The organism is Providencia sp. JUb39, assembly GCF_012272845.1.
GTDB classification, from domain to species: domain Bacteria; phylum Pseudomonadota; class Gammaproteobacteria; order Enterobacterales; family Enterobacteriaceae; genus Providencia; species Providencia lanzhouensis.
Genome location: NZ_JAAWXD020000001.1, coordinates 2509335 through 2535878 on the forward strand (window position 1 = coordinate 2509335; position 26544 = coordinate 2535878).

Consider the following 26544-nt stretch of genomic DNA (forward strand, 5'->3'; position numbering starts at 1 on the left):
ACTATTTAAATTTCCTGCCAATTATCTACTCACATTTATTGTGACTGTAAGTTCACATTGATTTTAAATGATTTTTAATTAATTAAATAGGTTTACATACGTAAAAATACGTTGTATCGCACTCAAACATAAAATCAAATCCATTAGAAACCTTGATCTATCCATCTTAAAATTATATAAAATAGCAAACTGATTTAAGCTAAATTAAAGTTAAAGAATATATTTCATTTACCAATAATTCATATTTAAAGCGAGTAATACCACTAAAGGACTCCTAAAATGTCAGATAGCTTCCAAAATGAAGTACCGAAGGCTCGGGTTAATATCAAATTAGACTTGCACACGGGTGGTGCGCAGAAAAAAGTGGAATTACCACTTAAATTATTAGCTGTTGGTGATTACAGCAATGGACAAGATAATCGAGCATTATCTGAGCGCGAAAAAGTTAATATCAATAAAAATAACTTTAACAGTGTACTCACTGAATTTGCGCCGACCATTAACCTCACGGTGAAAAATACCCTTGCCGGTGATGGAAGTGAAGAAAGCATCAACCTCTCTTTCAAAAACATGAAAGATTTTGAGCCTGAGCAAGTTGCCCGTCAAATTCCTCAACTGCGCGCAATGTTAGCTATGCGCAATCTGCTGCGTGACCTGAAATCTAATCTCCTCGATAACGCAACGTTCCGCCGTGAACTGGAAAATATTCTTAAGGATCCAGAACTCAGTGATGAACTTCGTGAAGAACTAGCACAGCTAGCGCCGAAGAAAGATTAATTTGGATTATTAAAGGATTATGCTGATGTCTGTAAAAACTGAATCAACTCAAGGCGCAACAACTGTGCTGGATGACACCTCAAATCAAGGTGTTTACGCTTCTTTGTTCGAAAAAATCAATTTAACGCCAGTCGCATCAATCAGTGATATTAACGCATTCCAAGACAATGCTGCCTTGGCAGATGCAACGGCTGACGAGCGTGTCACTGTCGCCGTTCAAGTCTTCTTAGATCGTTTAAAATCATCAGGTCAAAAAGTTGAGCGTTTAGACCGAAACCTACTTGACCATCATATCGCTGAACTTGATAAACAAATCAGCCAACAACTGGATGAAGTCATGCACCATCAAGACTTCCAAAAAGTTGAATCCACTTGGCGTGCCTTGAAATTCCTCGTTGACCGCACTGATTTCCGTCAAAACGTTAAAATTGAGCTGTTAGATATTGCTAAAGACGATTTACGTCAAGATTTCGAAGATAGCCCTGAAATCATTCAAAGTGGTCTTTATCACCATACCTACATTGCTGAATATGACACCCCAGGCGGCGAACCTATCGCAGCCATGATTTCCAACTATGAATTTGACCGTAGCCCGCAAGATATCGCCTTACTGCGTAGTATCTCCAAAGTCTCAGCATCCGCACATATGCCATTTATTGGTTCTGTGGGGCCAAAATTCTTCGGCAAAGAGACGATGGAAGAAGTCGCAGCAATCAAAGATATTGGCAACTATTTTGACCGCGCCGAGTACATCAAGTGGAAATCATTCCGTGACTCTGATGATGCTCGATATATCGGCTTAACCATGCCTCGCGTGCTAGGTCGTCTACCATACGGACCAGATACCGTGCCTGTTCGTAGCTTCAACTACGTTGAAGAAGTTAAAGGTCCTGATCACGAGAAATACCTGTGGACCAACGCCACCTTTGCTTTTGCTGCCAACATGGTAAAAAGTTTTATCAACAACGGTTGGTGCGTACAAATTCGTGGACCTCAAGCCGGCGGTGCAGTTAAAGATCTCCCAATCCACCTGTTTGATTTAGGTACGGGTAGCCAGGTAAAAATTCCATCCGAAGTGATGATCCCTGAGACCCGTGAATTTGAGTTCGCCAATCTTGGATTTATCCCGCTGTCTTACTACAAAAACCGTGATTACTCCTGCTTCTTCTCGGCTAACTCGGCGCAAAAACCAGCGTTATACGATACCGCTGATGCTACCGCGAACAGCCGTATCAACGCCCGCTTACCGTACATTTTCTTACTGTCTCGTATCGCCCATTACTTGAAACTAATTCAACGCGAAAACATTGGTACCACCAAAGACAGACGCTTACTTGAATTAGAACTCAACAACTGGGTTCGTGGCTTAGTCACTGAAATGACCGATCCCGGTGATGATTTACAAGCTTCTCACCCACTACGTGATGCAAAAGTGCTTGTTGAGGATATCGAAGATAACCCAGGCTTCTTCCGTGTGAAACTGTACGCCGTTCCACACTTCCAAGTCGAAGGTATGGATGTTGATTTATCGTTAGTTTCTCAAATGCCTAAAGCTAAAGCCTAACGATTATTAAAGGTCATTCAGGATGAAAATCTACCGTCCCCTATGGACAGACGGGGCCTTTTTGGCCCCTCAGCAATTTCAACAGCAAGCCCGTTGGGACGGTCATGTTGCTGAAGTCGTCGCACAAATGGGTATCGCCTCCACGTGGGGCGTCATTAATACCGAGTTTGATGTCAGTGCATTAACGCTCTCTCGCGTAAGCGCCCAAAAAATCGTGGTGCGCTTTCACGACGGCACACTGATTGACACAACCTTAGCTGATGCCATTCCTCCGGTATTGTCCCTCAATGATTATGCAGATCGCCAGTCATTGGATATCGTTCTGGCACTGCCTTTAATGTTAGCCAATGGTGGAAACTTAGTTCCCGAAACAGGAACCGATCGCCCACGCCGATTTAGCCAAGAATGGGTTAAAGTCCAAGACTTATTAGGGCATGAACAAACAGATATTGCCGTGCTACGTCACGTGGCAACGCTGCGTTTTGCTCATGATGAGAATGAGGCCTATATGACCTGCCCTGTTGCACGCCTTATTCGCAACGCTCAGGGGATGTGGGAATTTGATAACCACTTCATTCCCCCCTTACTTTCCTGCCAAGGAAGTGCTGAATTACGAACATTACTTTCTGAGTTTATGCACCGTTTAGTGGCTAAGCGCCGTCGTTTAATGGCACTACGTCGTGAAAGTAATGAAAAAATGGCCGACTTTGTGGTCGCTGATGTTTCACTGTTTTGGTTATTGAATTCACTCAATAGTGCCGAGCCTGTCCTCAATGAACTCAGCACAGCGTTGCATCGTCATCCTGAATTGCTATATCGAGAGCTAGCTCGTTTAGCGGGCAGCTTATTAACTTTTTCCTTAGAAAGTAAGCTGGAAGACATTCCGCTGTACAAACATGAGCAGCCAGAGCTCGTTTTCCCGCCCCTTTTTGCCTTGTTAAATACACTGCTTGAAGCCAGTTTGCCTTCTCGCGTGATTAGCATTGAACTGGCGAAAGAAGGTCCATTCTGGAAAGGTCAACTCCATGACGGTCGATTACGTGAAGAAGCCGATTTTTACTTATCGGTTCGCTCATCATTGCCTGCTCACTTATTGATCGCTCAATTTCCACTCCTTTGCAAAGCGGGCAGTAGTGATGATGTGGCTGACGTCGTTAATGTGGCACTCAATGGTATTCCATTGAAACCGCTCAGCCATGTCCCAACGGCAGTTCCTCTTCGCCTAGAAAATCAATACTTTGCGCTAGATATTGAAACACCTGCGGGTCAAGCCATGCTCTCTTCTGGGCAATGTGCATTCTATGTTCCAAGCACGTTAGGTGACATTCAATTAGAGCTGTTTGCGGTACTTCGCTCATGAACAATACAACATCGCACCATACTATCGACATGATCTTCGCCCAAACTTGGCTGATGGTTTGTCAACTACATCAAGGCACCGCCATCACTCAAGGGGATAGTTTTTATCGTCGCGTTTGCCAACTCATTGATGAAACACGTCAAAAACTGCTCGAACATGGCTACCCTGAATCCGCCATTGAGCATATGCAATACGCACAATGTGCCCTGATTGATGAATCTGTGATGAATCGCCAGCAGCAAGATGATGGTTACAACACATGGATCCAGTCTCCTTTGCAAGCACGTTACTTCAATACATTAGAAGCGGGAGACAAACTTTGGGATCGCCTACGCAGCATTTTAAACGAAACAGCCCCGAATCCTGACGTTTTGCTCTGTTTTCATCGCGTGCTTACCCTCGGATTTGTCGGTAAGTTTCGCCAAAAAGAGGCGCCAGAACGTGAACGTATCGTCGCTCAACTCAATGTTCAGCTTCCAGATTATCTGATCACGTCAGAATTACCTCTCGTCGTAAAACCTAAATTACGGTTTAGCCGTCGCAGACTTTACTGGTTTGGTTGGATAGGCGGCATCCTAGTACTCGCCGCCATGTGGTGGGGGTTCAGTGCTTCGTTAGAACATTTACTACAACAGTGGATGACACAAGGATAGGCATGCAAAATCCAATCAAACAGTGTCTGACGCTTTTTGCTACGGGGCTTTTCTTGTGGCTACTCTGGGGATTTTGGTCTCTAGGGCAAAGTGTCACCATTTTTGTTTCCGTCTTCGTCTTAGTACTGACGGGAGGAATGTTGTTCTGGCAATATAAACAACGACGCCAAGTGTTATCCACTGAACATGATTATACGGGTGCATTTCCTACTGATAATTATCAGGGACCTGTCATTTTAGTCTGTGGTCAATCTCAAGCACTATTCCTTGATGACCAATTACATAGAGAAACAAATCAAGGTTGGTATATTCGTGTATCCGCGCCCACTGAGCTCGTTAAACTGATTGCCGCATTGGTGGAATATGCCCCATCGCTATCTGGGCACTTATCCTTACTTTACGTTGTATTACCCGAGCAACTGACCCAACAAGAAACCCTAACACAAGTGCTACTCAACTGGCGTCGAGCTATTGGGGAAGGCCGTCAAAAAATCGGTGCTAAATTGCCATTTTGGGTAACGGTATACCTTTCTAAACCTCATCATACTGATACCGCTATGCATGTTGATGATGAACATACACCTTGGATGACGTTACTCAGCCACCAAACTGAATTTCAGGTGGAGCAAGAAGGTGCGATGTCAGTCCCTTACTCCGTGTGGCTACCTACGCATTTCGGACAGTCAGAACAAAGCCTGCAATTTTCGCTATGGCTAGATACCTTACAAAGCTGGCTAAACCAAGTTTTAGTTCCTCAATTCACCCTACCTCAAGCTGGAGCACCGAAGCAAATCCCTTCCGCATGGGCCATTCAGTGGATTGATATCACTAGCCAGCCGAACAATTTATGGCAGCAATTCATCCAAGAAAAAACCACATTGCCATTGCTTTCCTCAGTGCAAAAAACGGATTTACTCCCTTTGCCGGATGTCATGCTACGCCGCTTACATCATGATATTAGCCTAAGCAGAACAGAAAAAAGCCTCGGTGCAATTGGCGTCATCTTTGGGGTTTTCTTAGTGGGTGCTTTAGTCGGTAGCTACCACCATAACCAGCAACTCATTCGCCATATTGGTGAAGATATTGCTCGTTTCTCTCAGCTTTCAGAAGTTCCACTCGCACCAAAATTGACCGCTTATCAACAGCTCCAAGATGATGCTGCTGAGCTTGCACGCTGGGAGCGCGAAGGAATCCCAAGCGCTTACTCTTTAGCGTTATATCAAGGTAATCGAATATTGCCTTACTTACATACTCTGCTAGGGAGTTGGGCGCCTTCTCAACCTGAAATCACCCCTGAAGCGCCAGCTGCACCACCTCAAATCGTCACTTTGGACAGCTTGTCCTTATTCGATGTTGGACAATACACACTCAAAACGGGCGCGACCAAAGTGTTAGTTGATGCGCTACTCAATATCAAAGCCAAACCCGGCTGGTTAATTATGGTTTCTGGCTATACCGATAACACCGGGAATCCCGAACAAAACCAAAAACTGTCTTTAAAACGCGCAGAGTCTGTCCGTGATTGGATGATCCAAACCAGCGATATCTCGCCAACCTGCTTTGCAGTGCAAGGTTACGGGCAAAATAACCCCGTTGCCGACAACAACACCGCTGACGGACGTGCTCGCAATCGCCGCGTAGAAATTCGCCTGATACCGCAAGCTGAAGCTTGTCAGATATTAGGCGTCAACACCGTACCATCGATGGATGGTGGTACACATTCCACACGAAAGGAGAAGTAGTTATGGCTATTCCAGTTTATTTATGGCTGAAAGATGATGGCGGTGCTGAAATTAAAGGTTCTGTCGACGTACAAGACCGTGAAGGCAGCATCGAAGTGGTTGCTCAAGACCATAACCTGTACATCCCAACGGATAACAATACCGGTAAATTAACAGGTACACGTATCCATACGCCATTCATTTTCGTTAAAGAAATTGATGCTTCAAGCCCTTACCTTTACAAGGCTGTGACCACGGGTCAAACCTTGAAAGAAGCTGAATTCAAATGGTATCGCATTGATGACGCAGGACAAGAAGTCGAATATTTCAACACCAAACTTGAAAACGTCAAAGTCGTGAAAGTCGCTCCAAAAATGCACGACATCAAAGATCCAGGTAAAGAGAAGCACAACCATCTCGAAGAGATTGAGCTGCGCTATGAAAAAATCACTTGGACATACAAAGACGGCAACATCATCCATTCCGATTCTTGGAATGAGCGTGCTACCGCTTAATTAAGACAAGCAGGCGTTTCGGCGTCTGCTTTTTTCTTGCGCAACATCACTCACACACAACACATTTTGCCATTAAACAAGCTATACGCGCTTTCAACCGCGCATTCCCATCGCGAATATCACCTTATGAACCTCGGTTAACGGTTAGGGGCGGTAGCGTGCCTAAACACATTGATATCCACCAGATTATCTAGGGAGAGAACATGGAAAATTCTTCAGTTATGTTATTGCGTCGCCTAAACCCTTTCTGTGCAAATGCACTAGAGGCAGCAGCTTCCTTGTGCCAAACACGCGCCCATGCTGAGGTTACCATCGAACATTGGTTACTCAAGCTGCTTGAGCTAGGAGAAAGTGATATCACTGTGTTAGCTCGCCGTTATGAATGGGATATTTCCGCACTTTGGCAAAGCCTGTTAACAGAAATCGACAGCCTACCCCGCTCTATCCATAGCCGCCCCGCCCTCTCAAAATCACTCCTAAACTTAATTCAAAACGCATGGGTGATAGCCTCATTGGATGAAGATATCGAGCACATTCGCAGCGTCCATATTCTTGCGGCGATGGTGAAGCAACCCTCTTTAGTTCCGAACGACGCCCTTTGGCCATTAATGACCTTAAGCATCACACAATTACAACGCTTAAGACCGATGCTGGATGCACAATCCGATGAGCGCCCTGAAGTGCAGCAACTTGCGGCGCATAATCAATCTTTGCCGGCAGAAGCGCCACTTGAAACGCAATCAACAAATGAAACTCCAGCACCGAATGTCATCGGTAACACACTGAATGATGCCTTACTCGCCGTGCTGAATAAATTTACGGTAGATGTGACCGAAAAAGCGCGCGAAGGCGCTATTGACCCTGTCTTTGGACGTGATGACGAAATACGTCAAATGGTGGATATTCTTTCTCGTCGTCGCAAAAATAACCCCATTCTCGTGGGCGAACCGGGTGTTGGGAAAACGGCGTTAGTGGAAGGTTTAGCCCTACGTATCGTTGAAGGTAATGTTCCTGTCAGTCTGCAAACCACATCATTACGCACATTAGATTTAGGTCTACTGCAAGCGGGGGCTGGCGTCAAAGGCGAATTTGAACAGCGCTTAAAAAACGTGATTGAAGCCGTACAACAATCTCCTACTCCGATTTTACTGTTTATCGATGAAGCCCATACCATCATTGGCGCAGGCAACCAAGCTGGTGGCGCTGATGCCGCTAACTTACTCAAACCCGCCCTTGCCCGTGGTGAATTACGCACGATTGCCGCCACCACTTGGTCTGAATATAAGCAATACTTCGAGCGTGACGCCGCTTTAGAACGCCGCTTCCAAGTAGTCAAAGTCGATGAACCTGATGATGAAAAAGCCTGCTTAATGCTGCGGGGGCTAAAACCACGCTATGCAAAATATCATGGTGTTCACATTACCGATGATGCGGTCAAAGCCGCTGTCATCTTATCTCGCCGTTACTTAACTGGTCGTCAACTCCCCGATAAAGCCGTGGATTTGCTCGATACCGCCAGCGCCCGTATCCGCATGAGCCTCGATACACTCCCTGAAGAATTGACTCGTTTGAAGGCCAAGCTCAATGCATTAGAACTTGAACAACAAGCGATTCTTGATGATTTGGCGATTGGCAACACCACCAACCAATCCCTACTAAGCGAATTAGTCACTCAAGATGCCCAAATCGCCATACAACTGGCTGAGTTAGAACAGCGTTTTGAGCAAGAAAAAAACCTTATCAGCGAGCTCTTAGAACAGCGCCGTCAATCCCAAGATGTCAGCGATATCCAATCACAGTTAGAACTTATTCAGCAAAATGAACCGCTGATCACCCCCGATGTGGATGTCAGAACCGTTGCCACTGTCATTGCCGACTGGACAGGCGTGCCATTATCCAGCCTCTTAAAAGACGAACAAACCGAACTGCTGGAGCTAGAAGACTCGCTAGGTAAACGCGTTGTGGGGCAAGAGAGCCCATTACTGGGGCTTGGACAACGACTGCGTGCTGCTCGCACGGGTCTCGCCTCAGAAAATGGCCCTCAAGGGGTATTTTTATTAGTGGGTCCAAGCGGAATCGGTAAAACTGAAACCGCCTTAGCCTTGGCTGATGTCCTGTTTGGTGGCGAAAAATCTTTAATTACCATCAACATGTCCGAGTATCAAGAAGCCCATACCGTCAGCCAATTAAAAGGCTCGCCTCCAGGTTATGTGGGTTATGGCCAAGGCGGGATTTTAACGGAAGCCGTTCGCAAGCGTCCTTACAGCGTCGTGTTACTTGATGAGGTGGAAAAAGCTCACCGCGATGTGCTCAACCTGTTTTATCAAGTTTTCGACCGTGGATCTATGCGCGATGGCGAAGGTCGTGAAATTGATTTTCGCAATACCGTGATCTTAATGACAGCCAACTTGGGCAGTGACTTGTTGATGCAGCAACTCGAAGAGTTCCCTGAATCTACCGACAGCGAGCTGCAAGAACTGCTGCGTCCAACTTTGCGCGAACACTTCCAACCTGCCTTACTCGCACGTTTCCAAACCTTGATTTATCGTCCATTAGGCCCTGTGGCACTACGCCAAATTGTTGAAATGAAACTGGCCAGCGTCATTAAGCGTCTTTACACCCACTATAAGCTTGAAGGCATTATCGAAGAAGCGCTGTATGACACGCTCGTGAGCGCCTGTTTATTACCTGACACCGGCGCCCGCAATATAGACAGTCTGCTTAATCAACAGATTTTACCGGTACTTAGCCAGCAATTACTCATGCGCCAAGCTAACCACCAGCAAGCGCAAAGCCTGACGTTGGGGTATAGCGAAGAAGACGGGATCACCCTGAGTTTCAGTGATATTGAGGAGATAAATCCATGAGCCTACTCGATACAGCAAAAAACCTCCTTCAAGGTCAAAACCGCTATCGCCTAGAAGTCCAAGGCTGCTCAGATTTACTGGACGTTGAACATTTTACGGGTCGTGAAGCCGCTAGCGATACCTATCGCTATCAAATTACGTTTACCTGTTCCGCCCAAGATCTTTCTGCTCAACAATTATTGCGCCGCAATGCCAGCCTGACCTTTTCCGCGCCGATAAATAACCTAATGGGACTCGCCACTCAGCCGAGCGTTGCCAAGCGCGTTCATGGCGTAGTGACGGATTTCCGTCGTCTCTCTGGCTCTGCGGATGAAGCTCGCTACCAGTTAGTTATCGAGCCTTTTTTTGCGCTACTCCGCCATCAAATTCGCAGCCACCGTTTCTTTATCAACCAATCCATCCCTGATGTGGTTGAACAGATCCTGCGCGAACATAATTTCAAAGGCTGGGAATTCGAATTTCATCTCGAAAAAGAGTACCCAAAACGCGAACAAATCAACCAAATTAACGAAAGTGACCGCCAATTTATTGAGCGTTTACTTAGTGAAGTGGGTATTTTTTATCGCTTTGGTTTACAAGATGATACCCAAACCGAGGTGCTCCACTTTACGGACAGCCAACGCGGTTATGTGTATGACAAAACGCTGCCATTAAATAGCCCATCTGGGCTGAGCGATAACCATGTTGACAGTGTTTGGGGATTATCTTTGCGCCATCAAGTGGTTGAAAGCACTGTTTTTGCCAAAGACTATAACCACCGACTAGCGGAAGATACGTTGATTTCCGCCGTCGCAGACATGACCCGCGGTGATGGCGAAAAAATCAACTACGGCGATGTTTACCACTATAAAGGTCGTCACCTAACCCGCGGGGATAAAATTCGCCCTGAAACTGAAACCGCTAACTTCTGGGCAAGACTCGACCACGAGCGCTTTTTAGCTCGCCAGACTTTACTCCGCGGAGAAAGCAGCGCAGCAGACCTGACGCCACTATTAGTATTAAGCATTCAAGATAACCCGCTCAGTTCGACGTTACCCAGCGTATTTAAATCACCGATTTTAATTACTCGCCTACGTTTTACTGCCAGCCGAGATAAAGCGCTGACTGTTCGCTTTGACGCCGTGCCATACACTGAATCACTGTGCTGGCGCCCTGATCTAAAACCACGCCCTGTCATTGCTGGAACATTAATGGCGCGTGTCACCAGCGCAAAAGACCACGACATTTATGCCCACCAAAATGAACATGGCTTTTATTGGGTAAAATTCGACGCAGATCGCGATGATAAAACCAAGGGCTATGAAAGTATGCCCGTACGTTTGGCGAAACCTTACGCCGGAGATACTTATGGGATGCATTTCCCACTGATTCAAGGGACTGAGGTCGCTATCGCCTTCCATGAGGGTGACCCTGACCGCCCTTACATCGCCCACGCACTGCATGACTCTCGCCACCCCGACCACGTGACGGATAAAAATAACACCCGCAATGTGATCCGTACGCCTGCGAATAACAAACTGCGCATGGAGGATAAACGCGGGCAAGAGCATATTAAGCTCAGCACCGAGTATGGCGGAAAAACCCAGCTAAACTTGGGGCATTTGGTCAACGCCGAGCGCGAACAGCGCGGTGATGGTTTTGAGTTACGCACAGATAGCTGGGGCGCGATTCGTGCGGGTAAAGGGTTGTTTATTACCACCGATAAGCAGGATAAGGCCGGTGGGGATGTGTTGGCGATGGAAGAAGCTGTTGCTCAGTTAAAACAAGCCCAGCAGCTGACTGAATCTCTTAAGGAAGCAGCAAAGATCGCAAAAGCTGAGCTGGCTGATTTGCAAACTCAAAAAATTCTCCTCTCTGACACTCTTCACGAACTTAAACAATCTGCGTTGCTTGTTTCTTCTCCAGAAGGTATCGCACATACCTCACCTAAAAGTATTCAACTTTCATCTGGTGAAAACATTATTGCAACAGCACAGAAAAGTGCCGATTTTAGTATTGCCAAAAAATTCACAGTTGCGGCAGGTGAAATCATTAGCTTATTCGCTCAAAAATTAGGCATAAAAATCTTTGCTAACCAAGGTAAAATTTCCATAGAAGCTCAGCACGACGAAATGTCATTAGATGCATTAAAAGATTTAAGCATCAGCAGTCATGATGGCAAAGTCATTATCAAGGCTAAAAAAGAAATCATTTTAACTAGTGGTGGAGGTTATATCCGTATTGCGGATGGTTCTGTTGAATGTGCCGCACCCGATAAAATCATCGAGCGTGGGGCTGTCTGGCAAAAATTTGGTGGGCAAAGTATTAATACTGCAATGCAATCTTGGGAAAGCTCTGAGTTTGCAGTTAAGCCTCAGTTTGTGAGTTATGACAAAGAAGCACAAATTGATTTATCACATCCTGTTGGCATTATTGCTGACGGTACTAAAAGTTCTAGCACTAGTGACACATTAGGAAACGTATCTGAGCAAAAAGGATTAGGTCTCGATAAATTGAACATTGAATTTAACGACAAGAAATAGTTTGTCAGCAATGGATGCAGCGATTCCATTTTAAGGAGATTATATGGCCGATAAATCAGATCATGCAGCAAAAATTGGCGAGTGCCAGCACACTTCATATCATTTACCTCAATGGGATGAAAATGGGAAATGCAGTTGGGTTGATATCCAACGTCAACATAAATCCCTCAATGCTGAAGCGAAATGTATCGTACCGCCAACAAAAGTAATACCTATTATTTTTATCCCTGGGGTCATGGGAACAAATCTTAAAAGTAGTGTTGGTGAAGATTCTTGGAAAGCGGAATCGATTAAGGGGGCTGATACTCTTTGGTTTGTTCCTAAAGACGGTCATGAACGTAGAAAAACTTTAAACCCAGACACTACTACTGTTGAAAACAGGAAAACAAGTATTAGCTCTCGAGTTCATTCTCTCTTCCCTGATAATGGAAATCTACTCCCTACTAGACAGGAGCGGCATTGGGGTGAAGCGTTATATTTAAGTTATGGAAAATTTTTAGAATTTTTTCAATATGCTTTGTTGGATGATTGGCAGACTGATGTTTATCGTATGTATTCTGACGCTAAACTAAAACAATTCAAACGTTCAGGTGTATTAGCTAACTTAGTTAACCGAAAATTAGGGGATACTCATGACTCTCCGCTAACCGATCCTGAGCTAACGCACTTTAAACGCTTCCTCTTTTCTGTTCATGTTTTTGGCTATAATTGGCTGAAGGATAATGTTATATCCGCTGAAGAACTGACTAAATATATTGATGATGTTTTAGATATCTACAAAAATAAGCATGGGTATGGTTTAGCAGTAGAAAAAGTCATTTTAGTCACGCATTCTATGGGGGGATTAGTCGCTCGTTACGCAATGACCCCCCCTGAAGGGGGTTGAATTTAAAGGTTGTCAAGATAAGGTTTTAGGCGTTGTTCACGGGGTTATCCCTGATTTGGGGTCTCCTGCAGCTTATCGCCGAATGAAAACCGGAGCGGGTAAAGAAGATATTCCAGGGCAAGTTCTAGGAGGAAACGCAGAAAAATTAATGCCTGTTTTAGCTAGAGCACCAGCTCCATTACAATTACTGCCGTATCCGTCATACCCATCAGGATGGTTAAAAATTGATGGTGAGAGTGCATATCCTAAAGTAGACCCTTTTGACGAAATTTACTTACGTAATGATGTGTGGTGGAAATTGTATCAATCTGACATTATTGATTCCGATAATGCGAAGGTCACGAGTAATTGGGATGAATATGATAAATTAATGGAAGGTTCGGTTAGACCTTTTATGGAGCATCAGGAAAAAGGCTTTTATCACCCTAACACTTACGTATTTTATGGTAATGAAAAAGAATCCGATAATTATCTATCATGGAGTCGAGTTTCATATAAACGAGAAATACAACTGAGTGAGGATGCATTGCGACGTTTACCGGCCGTTAAAAATGTTCGATTTGAAAAACAATCAGATGGTAAAATGTATGTTATTCCTACAGGAGATGTTCCGCATTATTATTACAAAATAGATGACGATAATGTTTATGAGTTAGTTTCGTCGTTAGGCAAAGGTGATAGCACCGTTCCCATTGAGTCACTCAATAAAATAAAAATACATACATCAATTAAAAGTGTCTTGGCGACAAATGTTGATCATCAAAATGCTTATGCATTAGATGATACGGCTTATTCTGAATTTAGTGATGCCATTAAATTTACATTAAGATCAATAATTAAAATTGTACAAGAGGTTGATGCCAGTGCAGCTGACTAAATTACAAGCATCGTTCATGATAATTTTGTTTATGCTCATAATTTCATTTTTATGGCTCATTCGTGAAGTTGCTCCAGCTCCGTTAAGTGACAAGGAAAAGATTGTGATAGAAACTCTGTTTGATAAAACGAAACCTCAATGTATTGGTCGTTATGTTATTGATGTTCCTGCATCATTTAATAATAAATTGCAAGATAAGATATTTATTGATGATTTTAAAATTGAGAGCAAATTTATTTATCCCCCTGCATTTCGGCAACGAATTGAGTTACGAGAAAAGGAGTTAATAGAAAGAAAAACGAGTAAAGAAAATACACCTGTACTGAAGGAGGTTATACAATTGCCAGATGGAAAAGGCGTTATTTTCGATGCGAATCAGTCTGGATCTAATGATGCTTATAGAACATTAGAAGCTCATGTGTATGTTAATCATATCGCGTTTATAATTACTACTGATATCCGAGATCTTTCTGATAAAAAATATGAAAAAAGAAAAGCTAGCTTTTTAGCTAGAGGTGGAACAGAATTTCAATCAAACCAAAAACCAGCTAAATTAGCTGCTATGCAATCTTTGATCTCACGATTAAGTGGGCGGTTAGATCATGTCGTTCCCACAGAGAAAGGGGTTTGCATTCCTAATGGTTTTATTTTAGATGATAATAGTAAACAACAAGAAGATATTTATTTTTTATATGAAAATAGTGATTTTAGTTTAGCCATAAACATGGATCATCATGAGACGCCGCAAGATGAAATATTATTAAATAAATCTTTTGAAATAAAAAAAGCAATGGCGTTAAATAATATGCACACGTTTAAAAAAGGTGAAATAAAACCTAATGGAGTCCCTGCTCAAGAATGGCTAATGTATGGGAGACAAAAAGTTTATAACGAAGAAAATAACGAAGAGTCAGGATTTTCTCATTATTCTTTTCTTTTGAAGGTAAATCAAGGTACATCCTCTTTTGCTAAACCATTTTTAAGTATAACTTTATTTAACAATGATAAAGAAACAACATACAGTGATGCCGAAATGGTCGAAATTTGGGATCGAATTGCCAGCTCACTACGTTATAAACCCAACGCCTTTTAATTTAAAAACTATAATTAACCAATTGAATTTCAGGTAAAAATACCATTAATTACTCATATTAAATCATCATCTATCATCGCCTATTTCACTTTTATACATTATTATTTAGTAATAATGTATGTGGTGTGTTACTGGCCTAAAAACACCATGATTCTATTAAATAACGTTTTACCGTTAGATAGTAAAATAATAGGAACTAATGTCTGTGCGAATAATTAAGAATCACTATTGGGGTATAATCATACTTGTTGTGATTATGATACTTGTTGGACTCATTCTTTTTACAGAACAACAAGCAAACACCAAACTGAACGATAAAGAAAAAATCGTGGCAGATGCATTATTTGAAAAAACTAAGCCGCAATGTGTTGGGCGTTATATTATTGATGTTCCTGATAACTGGGAAAATAGTTCACGTGATAGTGTGTTTATTGATGATTTTCATATTGAAAGTAAATTTATTTACCCTCCCGCCTTTAAACAACGCATTGAATTACGAGAAAAAGAACTTCGAGAAGCAATTAATTGTCCTGAAAATGAAATGAATAATGCTCCATACCTTAAAGAAGTAGTTCAATTGCCGGACGGTAAAGGTGTTATTTTTGATCGAAATGAGCCTGGGGCAGATGATGCTTATCGAGTATTAGAAGCTCATGTCTATGTTGACCATATCGCATTTATTATTACTACTGAAATCCGAGATTTTTCGGATAAAAAATATGAAAAAAGAAAAGCCAGTTTTTTAGCTAGAGGTGGGACAGAAGTTCAATCAAACCAAAAGCCAACTCGTTTAGCGGCTATGTATTCATTAATTTCTCGATTAAGTGGGCGATTAGATCATGAAATCCCGACCGATAAAGGTATTTGTATCCCGAATGGGTTCATTTTGGATGATGATAATAATAAGCACCAGCAAAAAATCGCTATGGTCTATAAAAATGATGAATTGTTATTGTTCTTGGAATCTGACAATCGTTATTTTGGGTCTAATGATACGTTACTAAATAGAGAAAAAGAGATAAATGAGGCAATGAAGCAACAAGGGTTACACACAATAAAAAAAAGAGATTTATCAATTAGTAATATTCCAGCACAAGAATGGTTAATGACAGGGAATCAGGAAATTTACTCTAAGGAAGAGAATAAAAGAATATCCAATTTACCATATTATGATTTTTGGTTTTTTGCCAATGAGGCAACATCAACTGAAATAATACCACTACTACATATTGGTATGAATAATCGAAATAAATTCACTTCATACAGTGATGCACAAATGGTCGAAATTTGGGATCGGATTGTCGGTTCTCTGCGTTATAAACCCAATGCATTTTAATCTATACAAAAGGGATAATAAATATATAAACAGTAAGCCCTATTTCTGATACGAATCCGAAAGGGAGCGATAAAATAACGGCTAAAAAACACTGAGTATTCTGGTGGTTCTGATAAAAATGGTTTTCCATTATCAATGACTGAACTTTCGCGTAAAGATAATAACGTTATTTCCAAAAAATAGGTTCACAATGAAAGGATTTGTCTGTCTTGGTGACAAAAATACCCATGGGGGATATGTACTGTCCGCCTCATCAAGTTTATTCATTAATGGTAAACAAGTTGCACTCATCGGAGATCTTGTTTCCTGCCCTAAACACGGTAATAACTCCATTATAGAAGGGTCTGATTCCACTTTTGATAGTGGCATTGCTGTAGTGGTTGATCAGTGCCTATGTTCATGTGGGTGTCGAGTAATCAGTTCTGAGCCTACTACTTGTATAGAATAGATAAGGATATCAAACTAATGCATTGGAAAATCCCCTCTATCCCTGATAAAACACCGAGAAAGAATCCCAGCTATAAAGTTTTAATTGCCTTTTTCATAGGGATAGTTACCGCAATTTATGCTTATGGAGTAACATTACCTACCGAACAAAAAATGCGTTTATTTATTATCACATTACCTGTGACGGCTCTTTTATTTCTGGCATGTTTTAGTTTTTTATATATACGCTATCAGCATTCCGTAATCACCTGTAATAACTGGGAAAAAGAAAAGAAAATCACCGAAATGGAGTGGCAGCATTGGTGCCAATCCTCAATTACATCTCTTGGTTATGTTAACTATACACCAGATAAAGATGGCGCTGGCGTATTTTTAAAAGATGACGAATCTATCCCAATGTTCCCAGATAAGCCACGGCAGTTATTCAACAAACAAAAAACTGATGAAGACCTTTTTTCAAAAATTGATAAAAATCTTGAAAAGCAGTGTCCAAACTACAGAGTGTATCTATCAAATATTTATATCTTCGATAATGAAAATCGCGTTGATAACAACCTACTAATTTACAATCAATGGCATCTTAAACCGACTGAGTCATCATCATATCAAACTATTTTCTCCGCTTATGACACTAAACATGAAGATACATTTTTGATTATTACTATCCAATCAGAACCAAAATTTAGTCAATTCGTTTCAGCTCAATTATTTTCAACTAATAATCAATTAATTAATCCAAGTCATTCTCGTGTAAGTATAGAAAGGATTATGGAGATTGATATGCAAGATATTGACAATGAAATAATCAAGTTTATCAACTATAGCGGAATATCAAGAAAGCATAGATTTCAGACCTGGGTAACAGAGTCCAAGCAAGATATAATTGATAGTATTCTAATCAATTATAGTGATAAAAAAATCGAATTTGATAAACATCGCCCTATTTACTCTCTAGCATTATCTTATTCAGTTCCCCATCCTAATGCATTTTTAAGCTATCTCTCGTTAGTGAGTGAAATAGCAAAAAAATCAGGTACAGATCAGGTTCTCATCCATTCTAATACTAATGGCTCTAGCTATGCCGTTTACATTCGCAGGTTTTAATATGATAAATAGAACACCTATCAGTTTACCTAGAGGGAAATTGTTTTTTATTCTTTTCCTCGTTGTTATTCTCTCATTGATAACTATGTTTTTTGTTTATCAATATAAACCTTTTGATACAAATCCATTCCTGATAGGAATATCTGTACTTAGTGTAATTGCTTTATTTCTTATTTCTTTTTATCCCATAAAAAATAAGTTGACACAAAAAAAACAACAAAAAGAATTCAAACCTCAAAATACCCCAATCGATTTGAATGCACCAACTAAAGAAATAAGCTTATTGCATAATCAAATTATTCAAGCACTACGCAACCAATACGGCACTTTCTGGCATTCCAAAGTCTCTATTCAACTCCTCCTCGGCTCCCACTCCGCCGTCGAAAAACTTGCTCCTAGCCTGACGCAAGAAATCTGGCAAGAGTGTGATGGAACCCTACTTATCTACGGTGGCGATATCGGGAGTTCCATCGACTCAGAGCGACTAGAAACCCTCAAACACCTGCGCAGACGTTGTCCGCTCGATGGCGTGATTTGGGTGACAGAAAACAGCATTTCGTCTCAGCTTTTAGACAACAACGTCACTTTCACTAATCTCAATACCGCAACAGCCCACAATGCAGGGCGTGCAATCCAAAACCTCTTCCAAGAATTAGGTTGGCGTGCGCCGGTTTGGGTATGGAGTGTCAGTGACCAGCAATCCCTCAGCGCGGTTGAAACGCCCTCGATCCTCTGCATGACAGAACAAAACATGCCAGCCGAGGCACTATCGCCTAGCTTATTAAGCCTGATCCCTGCACTTGTGATCAACGGAACTCAAGCATTACTTCGCGAACAGAAACACACCTATCTACTCGCCTTAGCCCAATTTTTACAAAACGGTGGCAGCCAGCAGCTTGCGACCGCATTAGCACCACTCAATACCCAATTACGTACGCTGCCTTTTTCCGGCATCGCATTCAGCCCTTCTATCAATCCGTTAAACCAGCAACGTTTACCCAATAGTTGGCATCCTGATACCCGCTGGAAAAGCTGGTTGAATGTGCAGTCTGAACTGGCATCCGGTTTACAGCCTGCTTCTTTAGGCTTTGACAAAAAACGTCTCGTTCAATACGGTGCGGCCACCGCCATGACCTTATGGGGCGCGGGCATGATTGTCTCTTACTTCGCCAATCGCCAGCTTATTGAAGAGAGCTACCAAAGCGCGAGCGTCGCCGCTAACGGCCAATTACCAGAAACTGAACGCCTCAAAGCCCAGTACGATTTTCAGCAAACCCTAGGCTTACTCAATCATCGCGAACAAACTTCTGTGCCTTTCTGGCTCCATTTTGGGCTAAACAGTAATCAGCCACTATTAGCCCATTTATGGCCACTATACCAACAAACGGTATTACCGCCTTTGCGTGATACCATCGCTCAACAATTGACTCAACAATTACAAGCCTACGCCCAGTTATCCCCTAACAGTGATGACCGTCGCCAAGCCACCCAAGGGGCGTATCAAAGCCTAAAAACCTATTTAATGATGAGTACTCCTGAGCGCATGGATCCGGCGTTTTTTACTGATAGCGTGCTCTCGACTCTCCCCGTCCCGCAAGGAATGAACGAAGGCGAATGGCAAACCCTCGGTAAAGAATTACTTATGTTCTATGCCCAACAGCTACCGAAGCACCCCGAATGGCAATTAACTGCCAACAATAACCTGATTAATCAAAGTCGCACTTTACTCATTCGACAAATTGGTCAACGCAGCGAAAGTGCTACGCTATATCAAGAAGTGTTACTACAAGCGCAGCATCAGTTCCCTGATATGACCTTAGATGATATGACGGGCGATACCGATGCCAGCTTTTTATTCACCACGGATGAGTTTGTGTCGGGTATTTTTACCCGCAAAGCGTGGGAAGAATCTATTCAACCTGCCATCAAAAAAGTGGTTGAATCCCGCCGTAATGAAATTGACTGGGTATTAAGTGATAGCCAACATGAACTTAGCCAAGATATTTCGCCTGATGCACTTAAGCAGCAGCTTACTGAACGCTATTTTGCTGACTTTTCTGATAGCTGGTTAAACTTCCTCAATAGCCTGCAATGGCGCCATACTGAAAGCTTGTCTGATACTATCGACCAGTTATCCTTGATGAGCGATGTGCGTCAGTCACCTGTCATTGCGTTAATGAATACCGTGGCTTATCAAGGGAAAACCGGACGCCAGCAAGAAAAGCTCGCCGATTCCTTTATGAACTCCGCGAAAGACCTGCTCAATAAAGAACAGAAACCAGTCATTAGTCAGAAAGCCGACTTTACGGGGCCACTTGAAGATACCTTCGCCCCTATTCTGAATTTTGTGGATCCGCAAGCCACCACGCAAACAAGCGATAACCTCAGCCTACAAGCCTATCTCACCCGCATAACCCGCGTGCGATTAAAACTTCAGCAAGTGGTTAATGCGCCGGATCCGCAAGCGATGTCTCAATCCTTCGCGCAAAGTATTCTAGAAGGTAAAAATGTCGATTTCGCCGAAGCGCGGGATATGGGTAGTTTGATTGCCGCCAGCTTTGGGCAAGAGTGGCAAAGCTTTGGGGATGCGCTGTTAGTGGAGCCGATGACCCAAGCGTGGCAACAATTACTCACACCAACCGCCCAAGGCATTAATAGCGAATGGCAAAATGCCATTGTCAGTGAATGGAACAACGCTTTTGGCGGACGCTATCCTCTAAAAAATACCCAAAGCGATATCTCCTTACCGTTGATGGCGCAATATCTGCGCCCCGATAATGGTCGGATCCAACGCTTCTTAGAAACTCGCCTACAAGGAGTTTTACGCAAAGAAGGCAACCATTGGGTACCCAATAGCACCAATGCCCAAGGTTTACGCTTTAACCCTGCCTTTTTAACTGCGCTAAATACCTTGACAGAGTTAGGCGATGTGGCCTTCGCGAACGGGGAAGCGCGTCTCTATTTTGAAATGCGTCCAGGCACCAGTAAAAATGTGATGCAAACCATATTGGTGATCGATAGACAAAATCTTACCTACGATAACCAATTCCCTGAATGGCAACGTTTTGTTTGGCCTGCCGATACCGTCGCGTCTGGCGCATCTTTAACCTGGATGACCACGTCATCGGGTACCCGACTCTATGGCGATCATCGTGGTGTTTGGGGGCTGATCCGTTTACTCGAAACAGCCAACGTCGCGCCTTATGCGGGCAGCACTAGCAGCTATACCGTCTCGTGGGTAACACCGGATGGCATCTCTCTAAATTACCAACTACGCACCGAAATGGGTCAAGGCCCGCTAGCGCTATTAAAACTGCGCAATTTCGTTCTGCCTGAAAAAATCTTTTTGGATTAGCCATCGATAGGACATCACCTATGCCTTTATTAACTGCCTTGCGCACCGCTTGCTTTACTGGAAATCCGCTTGCTGCTAACCAGCTTGTTGAGCAACAAGTGGCACTATGGGAGCGCTGGCTACTGCCCATTACAGCTGAAAATCCAATGGGGGATGACCCCGGTTATGACGATGACTTCGAACGCATGAAAGAAGAAGTTAACAAACTCTCGGGGTCAGACACTGAGTTGATTTGTGCTCTTGCCGAAAACCTCCTGACCAACGTCTGCAAAGATGCGCGAGTTATCACTTATTATATTTGGGCACGTTTGCATCGCGAAGGGGAAACAGGGTTAGCCGATGGGCTCGGCCTACTCACAGGGTTACTGCATCGCTACCATGACAGCCTACTACCTTCGCGCCCAAATAGCCGAAAAGCCGCCATCGAATGGCTGGCGGGTCAACGTGTCATCGACAGCTTATCCCTCTACCCTGAGGTGGATAGCAACGAATTTTCCCGCATTGTGGCACTACTTAGCGCGATCGTGGATGAGTTTAATACGTGGGATGAAGCAAGCCGCCCTAACCTTGCCCCCCTCTTACGCGCCTTAGAAAATCGGCTCGCCCAATCCGGTGGGGCTGATAGCGTCATCCCGCAAAATATCAAAGCGTCGGAAAATGTCGCGACAAAGCAAACGGCCTCGGGGATCAGCCCTATCGCCCCCATCCAATCGGGTCGTGAGCTGCTCGACCAAGCCAAAGTCCTTGCCAATTATCTACGTAATCAACCCAACGGCTGGCTGTCAGGTCACCGGCTGATGAAATCTGTCCGTTGGGATACCCTGCACCAATCGCCACCACAGAACCAGCATGGTTGCACACGTTTAGCTCCACCGCGCTCGGATGCGAAAGCCCAATTAAAACGTTTATATCTGCAACAAAACTGGTTGGAGCTCACCGAACAAGCCGACCGCCTATTTGCCGAAGGCGTTAACCATTTTTGGTTAGATGTTCAATGGTACCTACACCAAGCGCTCAGTAAATCTCCCGCGCCTTGGAACGGTTGGGCAGACGTTATTGCCTCGGATTTAAAACAATTTTTATTGCGCCTACCCGGGTTAGAACATCTCGCATGGGAAGATGGTACCCCCTTTGCTGATGAAGTGACCCTCGCGTGGATCAAACAACAGATTCTGGAAGATAACATTCAGTCTCTGCACTCTATGCCAGTTCAAGGCGCGGATGACGATGATAACGGCTCGATATTTGCCTTAGAGCAAGAAGCATTAACGCAAGCCGATACCGAAGGGGTAGAAGCCGCCTTAGCATGGTTAATGTCTCGCCCGAATATTCAGACCACCCGCCAAAAATGGCTATTGCAATTGGTAATGGCAAGAGTGGCAGAGCAATTTGCCCGTCATGATTTAGCGCTGAACTTATTGCGTGAATTAGACAATCGCGCTGAACACATGCAACTGGCTGATTGGGAACCGCATTCCCTGTTTGAAGTCAAAGCCCGCCAATTACAACTTCTGCGCGGTAAAGCGCAACGTAACACACCGGATAAGGCCGAGTTACATCACCAAATGTCTGAGTTATTGGCTCAATTGACTCGCTTAGATCCTGTCCGAGCGCTAGTACTCTACCCTTAAATTAATCAGTGAGAGTGATACGAATGGATGATTTAACCCTTCGCTATTATGATGCAGAAATGCGCTATCTACGCGAAGCTGCGAAAGAATTCGCCCAAGCTCATCCCGACCGGGCGGCACTATTAGATTTAGATAAAGCCGGCATTCCCGACCCTTTTGTTGAGCGACTATTTGAAGGTTTTGCCTTTTCGATGGGGCAACTACGCCAGAAAATTGATGATGATTTACCTGAATTAACGGAAGGATTGGTCAGCCTACTTTGGCCTCATTATTTACAAACCATTCCTTCACTGTCCGTGGTTGAACTCGCACCGGATATTCACGATATGAAATTATCGTCGGTGATCCCAGCCAATTTTGAAGTGCTTTCACGCCCGATTGGCGAAAAGAAAACCGTTTGTCGTTACCGCACTACGCGGGATTTAACCTTAAATCCCATTGCACTATCCACAGTGAATTTAACCACTGAGCCTGATGGACGTTCCGTGATCCGATTACGCTTCGATTGTGCAAAACTTGTCGATTGGAAACAGAGCCCTCTTGGCGCCATTTCCTTTTATTTGGCGGGTGACGTTCCAACCACTTACGCCCTGCATCTGGCACTCACCAAACACGTCGCAGCAACTTATATTCGCTTACCATCGTCCCCTGACCGCGTTCGTTTACCGCTGTGGTTTTCCCCTGGAGGATTTGCCGAAGAAGATCAACTGTGGCCTAAAGGAGATAGTACTTTTAGTGGCTACCAGTTGTTGCTGGAGTATTTTTCTTTTCGCGAAAAGTTTTTCTTCGTCAACTTAAACGGGCTTGAAGAGATTCAATTACCCGAAGGATTAAGTCACTTTGAACTGGAGATTGTGCTCGATACCTTGTGGGATAGCGACATTCCATTAAGTCACGATAACCTAAAATTGCACAGCGTGCCGGTGATCAACTTATTCAATATTGAAGCGGATCCTCTTACCGTTAATGGGTTAGAAAGTGAATATTTACTGCGCCCTCGTCGCCTACAAGATGGGCATACCGAAATTTATGCTGTCGATACGGTTCATGGCACAAGGCGAGGTGAACACATTCACTATGTTCCATTCAGCAGTTTTCGCCATCGAGGCGGTATGTTGCGCCGCAATGCACCAGAACACTACTACCACACTCGCGTTAAGCGCGGGGTCAGCGGGTTACATGATACATGGCTGATTTTAGGGGGAGAACGCGAACAGCCGACCGCTGCCCTTGAAAGTGAAACCTTATCTTTGCAATTAACTGGCACTAACGGGCAACTTCCACGCAAAGCGCTGCAAAGTACATTGCTCGACAGAACCGAAGAAACCCTACAAACCCAATTGCAGGTCCGCAATTTATGCAAACCAACCCTGCCTTGCTATCCCCCAGCCGAAGACCGATTTCATTGGCGCGTTCTCAGCCACCTTGGCGCCAGCTTCCTCAATATGATGGACAACGTAGAGGTATTGCGCGGCACATTGGCACTCTATGACTGGCGAGAGGATGATTTAAACAGCCGCAAACTCGATGCCATGATCCACGTTGAACAGCACCTTATTGAGCGCTTCGAAAAAGGCTTTTTACAGCGCGGTATTGCCATTGATATCACCCTTGATAGCAACGGATTTAACGGTGAGGGTGATATTCATCTCTTTGGCGAAATGCTCAACCGCTTTTTCGCACTGTATACCGACGTGCATCTATTTAACCAATTGACTCTCCATATTTTACCAACAGGAAATAGCCTCACATGGACAGAGAACCATCCTCAGTAAATCAGCTTTTTGATGCGCTAGGGGAGCGTCTACCACTGGTTAACTTCTATCGGTTTTGCCAACTGCTAGAACAGAGTAATAAACAGCGCCCGCCACTTGGTAGCACCCAAGACCCGAAAACAGATGTTATCCGGTTTCGTCCCCATCGTGGGATGGGTTTTCCTGTCACCGAAATTAAAGGCATCGACATTGAAGACCGCTACCGAGATAGCAACACACCCAGTATTCGAACTACCTTTTTAGGGTTATATGGTGTCACATCACCGTTACCCACCGCCTACCTCGATGACATCGCGCAACAGCGGGAAGGAACCGAATCGCTCACAGACTTCTTGGATATTTTTAACCATCGGCTCACGACGCAGTTTTACCGTATTTGGCGAAAATATTCCTATCCAGCAACCTTTTCCACGGGGGGCGAAGATGAAACTTCCCAGTATTTATATGGGTTAATTGGCTTGGGGATCCCCGGCACTGCTCAACATGTGCAAGCGCCTTTATCCCGCTTTCTCGCCTTACTGGGTACGTTACGTTTTCCAACCCGCACCGCAGAAGGCGTTGTGTCACTCGTAAAATTACTCGCGCCTGACACTCATGTGAAAATCAAACCCCATGACCCGCGGCGTATCGAGCAAACAACTCAAACAGGGCTGTCGTGCAAAACCCCAATGACCTTAACCAATAAGCCCGTTTTAGGTCAGTATTCTACCGATGTAAACAGCCAAATTTTGATTACCTTACAGACAGATAACTTTGATGAAGCCCGCAATTGGCTGCCTGACGGACAGCTGTATCAAGATTTAATGGCGCTATTGCATGTTTACCTAGGGTCAAGAGTCAATGCCCGTCTTTGTCTTAAATTACCCAGAAAGTTGCTCCCTAACGCAACGTTAAGCTCGCAATCTCACCAAGGTGTTCAGCTGGGACGAACAGCCGCGATGGGCACATTGGCGCCTAATGTCGCTCTCCGCGAACACATTATTACCTTAAATCTGGGACGCTATCAGCGATTATCGGCAACATCACACTCTACGCCGCCCTCACATTACGCTAATTATCGATTCTAATTCAGGGACTCTCCTATGAAACACATCCCTTTATTGCCATTTTGCGGCAAAACATTGGTGCTTCTGACTGCATTAAACCTCACTGGATGCGGGCTCACTCAAATGGTCAGCGATGGCACTCGCAGTGCAGCAAACGCGATATTTTATAAGCAAGTGAAAGTCGTCCATCTTGATTTCGTAGCACGTGAAGCGCTCAATACCGATGATACAGGCGCATCGCTGTCCACCATCATTCGCGTATATCAATTGAAAGATACTGAAAGCTTTGATGAGAGTGATTACGCCTCGTTATTTGCCAAAGATAGCCAAGTACTAAAATCCTCTCTCGTGGTACAAAAAGATTTGCGCATTCGCCCAGGAGAGTCGATTTCCCTTGATATGCCCCTTGAAGACGGCGCTGAATTTGTTGCCATTGCCGTGATGTTCCATCACCCAGACCTTATCACCGATGACTGGCGCGTAGTGATCCCCAAAAAGCGGTTACTACCGGATGACCCACGCTTATTCACCCTTGCGGATAACTCCATGACCTTAAAACCACTTGGAGAAAAATAGCATGTCCCAGCCTTCATTATATGAAATGTTGACGGGGTATTTTGCGGGAGGATTGGATATTGATGCTATCCCAGAACATGACCAAGTGATGGTGTCTGTGATGGACAATATTCGCCGCATTCTCAACGCCAGAGCGGGTAGTATCGAGCATCTTCCCGACTACGGGCTACCTGATATGAGTAAAATGATCCAAGGTCTCCCCGGCACTGCTCACAATATGATGACCATTTTATCGGCAACGTTACTCAAGTATGAGCCCCGCATCAAATCACTCTCTTTAGTGTTATTACCGCAAAACAGCTTTGGGGCACTCCATTACGCCCTTGAGGTTGAATTACATGAGCAAGGTTTGATCCGTTATGGCACTGAATTTATGCCGGATGGACGCATTCTCGTACACCATCTAAAAAAACAATTCGATACGATTTAAACTGACGAC

Annotated in this window: 20 protein-coding genes; all 20 read left to right on the top strand. The window is 44.0% G+C overall.

The window, feature by feature from the left end:
- Positions 1-279 precede the first annotated feature (279 nt).
- Positions 280-777: a type VI secretion system contractile sheath small subunit gene (tssB, locus tag HFU86_RS11665; RefSeq protein ID WP_036952987.1), complete on the top strand. Its 498-nt coding sequence runs from the start codon at positions 280-282 to the stop codon at positions 775-777.
- A 19-nt stretch (positions 778-796) separates the two neighbouring features.
- Complete coding sequence (tssC, locus tag HFU86_RS11670) at positions 797-2341, top strand: type VI secretion system contractile sheath large subunit (protein WP_187129309.1); 1545 nt, start codon at positions 797-799, stop codon at positions 2339-2341.
- 22 nt (positions 2342-2363) lie between these two features.
- Positions 2364-3701 carry a type VI secretion system baseplate subunit TssK gene (gene tssK, locus HFU86_RS11675; protein ID WP_132495334.1) on the top strand — a complete coding sequence of 446 codons (1338 nt, stop codon included), beginning with the start codon at positions 2364-2366 and terminating at the stop codon, positions 3699-3701.
- Positions 3698-4354, top strand: coding sequence for a type VI secretion system protein TssL, short form (tssL, locus tag HFU86_RS11680; RefSeq protein WP_132495336.1), 657 nt, complete (start codon positions 3698-3700; stop codon positions 4352-4354). Before tssK ends, tssL begins: the two co-directional genes overlap by 4 nt.
- 2 nt (positions 4355-4356) lie before the next feature.
- Positions 4357-6096 (top strand): OmpA family protein, encoded by a 1740-nt coding sequence (locus HFU86_RS11685; RefSeq protein ID WP_187129310.1) that lies wholly within the window; start codon positions 4357-4359, stop codon positions 6094-6096.
- 2 nt (positions 6097-6098) lie between these two features.
- On the top strand, positions 6099-6590 hold the full coding sequence (locus tag HFU86_RS11690) for an Hcp family type VI secretion system effector (RefSeq protein ID WP_006660409.1): 492 nt from the start codon (positions 6099-6101) through the stop codon (positions 6588-6590).
- 203 nt (positions 6591-6793) lie between these two features.
- Entirely contained in the window at positions 6794-9457 is a 2664-nt protein-coding gene (gene tssH, locus HFU86_RS11695) for a type VI secretion system ATPase TssH (protein WP_187129311.1), read from the top strand.
- On the top strand, positions 9454-11979 hold the full coding sequence (locus tag HFU86_RS11700; RefSeq protein WP_187129312.1) for a type VI secretion system Vgr family protein: 2526 nt from the start codon (positions 9454-9456) through the stop codon (positions 11977-11979). The genes tssH and HFU86_RS11700 overlap by 4 nt, the downstream gene beginning before the upstream one ends.
- A gap of 43 nt (positions 11980-12022) precedes the next feature.
- Positions 12023-12865, top strand: coding sequence for an esterase/lipase family protein (locus tag HFU86_RS20170; protein ID WP_336431768.1), 843 nt, complete (start codon positions 12023-12025; stop codon positions 12863-12865).
- An 82-nt stretch (positions 12866-12947) separates the two neighbouring features.
- Positions 12948-13742, top strand: a complete 795-nt coding sequence (locus tag HFU86_RS20175; RefSeq protein WP_336431769.1) for an acetyltransferase — start codon at positions 12948-12950, stop codon at positions 13740-13742.
- Positions 13723-14835 carry a T6SS immunity protein Tli4 family protein gene (locus HFU86_RS11710; RefSeq protein WP_154599443.1) on the top strand — a complete coding sequence of 371 codons (1113 nt, stop codon included), beginning with the start codon at positions 13723-13725 and terminating at the stop codon, positions 14833-14835. The genes HFU86_RS20175 and HFU86_RS11710 overlap by 20 nt, the downstream gene beginning before the upstream one ends.
- 199 nt (positions 14836-15034) lie before the next feature.
- Positions 15035-16171 (top strand): T6SS immunity protein Tli4 family protein, encoded by a 1137-nt coding sequence (locus HFU86_RS11715; RefSeq protein ID WP_187129313.1) that lies wholly within the window; start codon positions 15035-15037, stop codon positions 16169-16171.
- Between the two features lie 190 nt (positions 16172-16361).
- The gene (locus tag HFU86_RS11720; protein ID WP_187129314.1) at positions 16362-16619 is read left to right on the top strand and encodes a PAAR domain-containing protein; all 258 of its coding nucleotides are present in this window, start codon (positions 16362-16364) and stop codon (positions 16617-16619) included.
- Positions 16620-16636: 17 nt separating this feature from the next.
- Entirely contained in the window at positions 16637-17722 is a 1086-nt protein-coding gene (locus HFU86_RS11725; RefSeq protein WP_154634308.1) for a hypothetical protein, read from the top strand.
- 1 nt (position 17723) lies between these two features.
- Positions 17724-21077, top strand: a complete 3354-nt coding sequence (locus HFU86_RS11730) for an ImcF-related family protein (RefSeq protein ID WP_187129315.1) — start codon at positions 17724-17726, stop codon at positions 21075-21077.
- A gap of 20 nt (positions 21078-21097) precedes the next feature.
- The gene (tssA, locus tag HFU86_RS11735) at positions 21098-22708 is read left to right on the top strand and encodes a type VI secretion system protein TssA (protein WP_154633510.1); all 1611 of its coding nucleotides are present in this window, start codon (positions 21098-21100) and stop codon (positions 22706-22708) included.
- Positions 22709-22731: 23 nt separating this feature from the next.
- Positions 22732-24483 carry a type VI secretion system baseplate subunit TssF gene (gene tssF, locus HFU86_RS11740; RefSeq protein WP_187129316.1) on the top strand — a complete coding sequence of 584 codons (1752 nt, stop codon included), beginning with the start codon at positions 22732-22734 and terminating at the stop codon, positions 24481-24483.
- Positions 24459-25550, top strand: coding sequence for a type VI secretion system baseplate subunit TssG (tssG, locus tag HFU86_RS11745; RefSeq protein WP_187129317.1), 1092 nt, complete (start codon positions 24459-24461; stop codon positions 25548-25550). The genes tssF and tssG overlap by 25 nt, the downstream gene beginning before the upstream one ends.
- 15 nt (positions 25551-25565) lie before the next feature.
- Positions 25566-26105 carry a type VI secretion system lipoprotein TssJ gene (gene tssJ / locus HFU86_RS11750; RefSeq protein WP_187129318.1) on the top strand — a complete coding sequence of 180 codons (540 nt, stop codon included), beginning with the start codon at positions 25566-25568 and terminating at the stop codon, positions 26103-26105.
- 1 nt (position 26106) lies between these two features.
- Positions 26107-26535 (top strand): type VI secretion system baseplate subunit TssE, encoded by a 429-nt coding sequence (gene tssE, locus HFU86_RS11755; RefSeq protein ID WP_004912512.1) that lies wholly within the window; start codon positions 26107-26109, stop codon positions 26533-26535.
- Positions 26536-26544 lie beyond the last annotated feature (9 nt).

Excerpts from the sequence above, each read along its gene's own strand:
- tssB (WP_036952987.1), top strand. The coding sequence starts at position 280 with ATGTCAGATAGCTTCCAAAATGAAGTACCGAAGGCTCGGGTTAATATC.
- tssC (WP_187129309.1), top strand. The coding sequence starts at position 797 with ATGCTGATGTCTGTAAAAACTGAATCAACTCAAGGCGCAACAACTGTG.
- tssK (WP_132495334.1), top strand. The coding sequence starts at position 2,364 with ATGAAAATCTACCGTCCCCTATGGACAGACGGGGCCTTTTTGGCCCCT.
- tssL (WP_132495336.1), top strand. The coding sequence starts at position 3,698 with ATGAACAATACAACATCGCACCATACTATCGACATGATCTTCGCCCAA.
- HFU86_RS11685 (WP_187129310.1), top strand. The coding sequence starts at position 4,357 with ATGCAAAATCCAATCAAACAGTGTCTGACGCTTTTTGCTACGGGGCTT.
- HFU86_RS11690 (WP_006660409.1), top strand. The coding sequence starts at position 6,099 with ATGGCTATTCCAGTTTATTTATGGCTGAAAGATGATGGCGGTGCTGAA.
- tssH (WP_187129311.1), top strand. The coding sequence starts at position 6,794 with ATGGAAAATTCTTCAGTTATGTTATTGCGTCGCCTAAACCCTTTCTGT.
- HFU86_RS11700 (WP_187129312.1), top strand. The coding sequence starts at position 9,454 with ATGAGCCTACTCGATACAGCAAAAAACCTCCTTCAAGGTCAAAACCGC.
- HFU86_RS20170 (WP_336431768.1), top strand. The coding sequence starts at position 12,023 with ATGGCCGATAAATCAGATCATGCAGCAAAAATTGGCGAGTGCCAGCAC.
- HFU86_RS20175 (WP_336431769.1), top strand. The coding sequence starts at position 12,948 with ATGAAAACCGGAGCGGGTAAAGAAGATATTCCAGGGCAAGTTCTAGGA.
- HFU86_RS11710 (WP_154599443.1), top strand. The coding sequence starts at position 13,723 with ATGCCAGTGCAGCTGACTAAATTACAAGCATCGTTCATGATAATTTTG.
- HFU86_RS11715 (WP_187129313.1), top strand. The coding sequence starts at position 15,035 with ATGTCTGTGCGAATAATTAAGAATCACTATTGGGGTATAATCATACTT.
- HFU86_RS11720 (WP_187129314.1), top strand. The coding sequence starts at position 16,362 with ATGAAAGGATTTGTCTGTCTTGGTGACAAAAATACCCATGGGGGATAT.
- HFU86_RS11725 (WP_154634308.1), top strand. The coding sequence starts at position 16,637 with ATGCATTGGAAAATCCCCTCTATCCCTGATAAAACACCGAGAAAGAAT.
- HFU86_RS11730 (WP_187129315.1), top strand. The coding sequence starts at position 17,724 with ATGATAAATAGAACACCTATCAGTTTACCTAGAGGGAAATTGTTTTTT.
- tssA (WP_154633510.1), top strand. The coding sequence starts at position 21,098 with ATGCCTTTATTAACTGCCTTGCGCACCGCTTGCTTTACTGGAAATCCG.
- tssF (WP_187129316.1), top strand. The coding sequence starts at position 22,732 with ATGGATGATTTAACCCTTCGCTATTATGATGCAGAAATGCGCTATCTA.
- tssG (WP_187129317.1), top strand. The coding sequence starts at position 24,459 with ATGGACAGAGAACCATCCTCAGTAAATCAGCTTTTTGATGCGCTAGGG.
- tssJ (WP_187129318.1), top strand. The coding sequence starts at position 25,566 with ATGAAACACATCCCTTTATTGCCATTTTGCGGCAAAACATTGGTGCTT.
- tssE (WP_004912512.1), top strand. The coding sequence starts at position 26,107 with ATGTCCCAGCCTTCATTATATGAAATGTTGACGGGGTATTTTGCGGGA.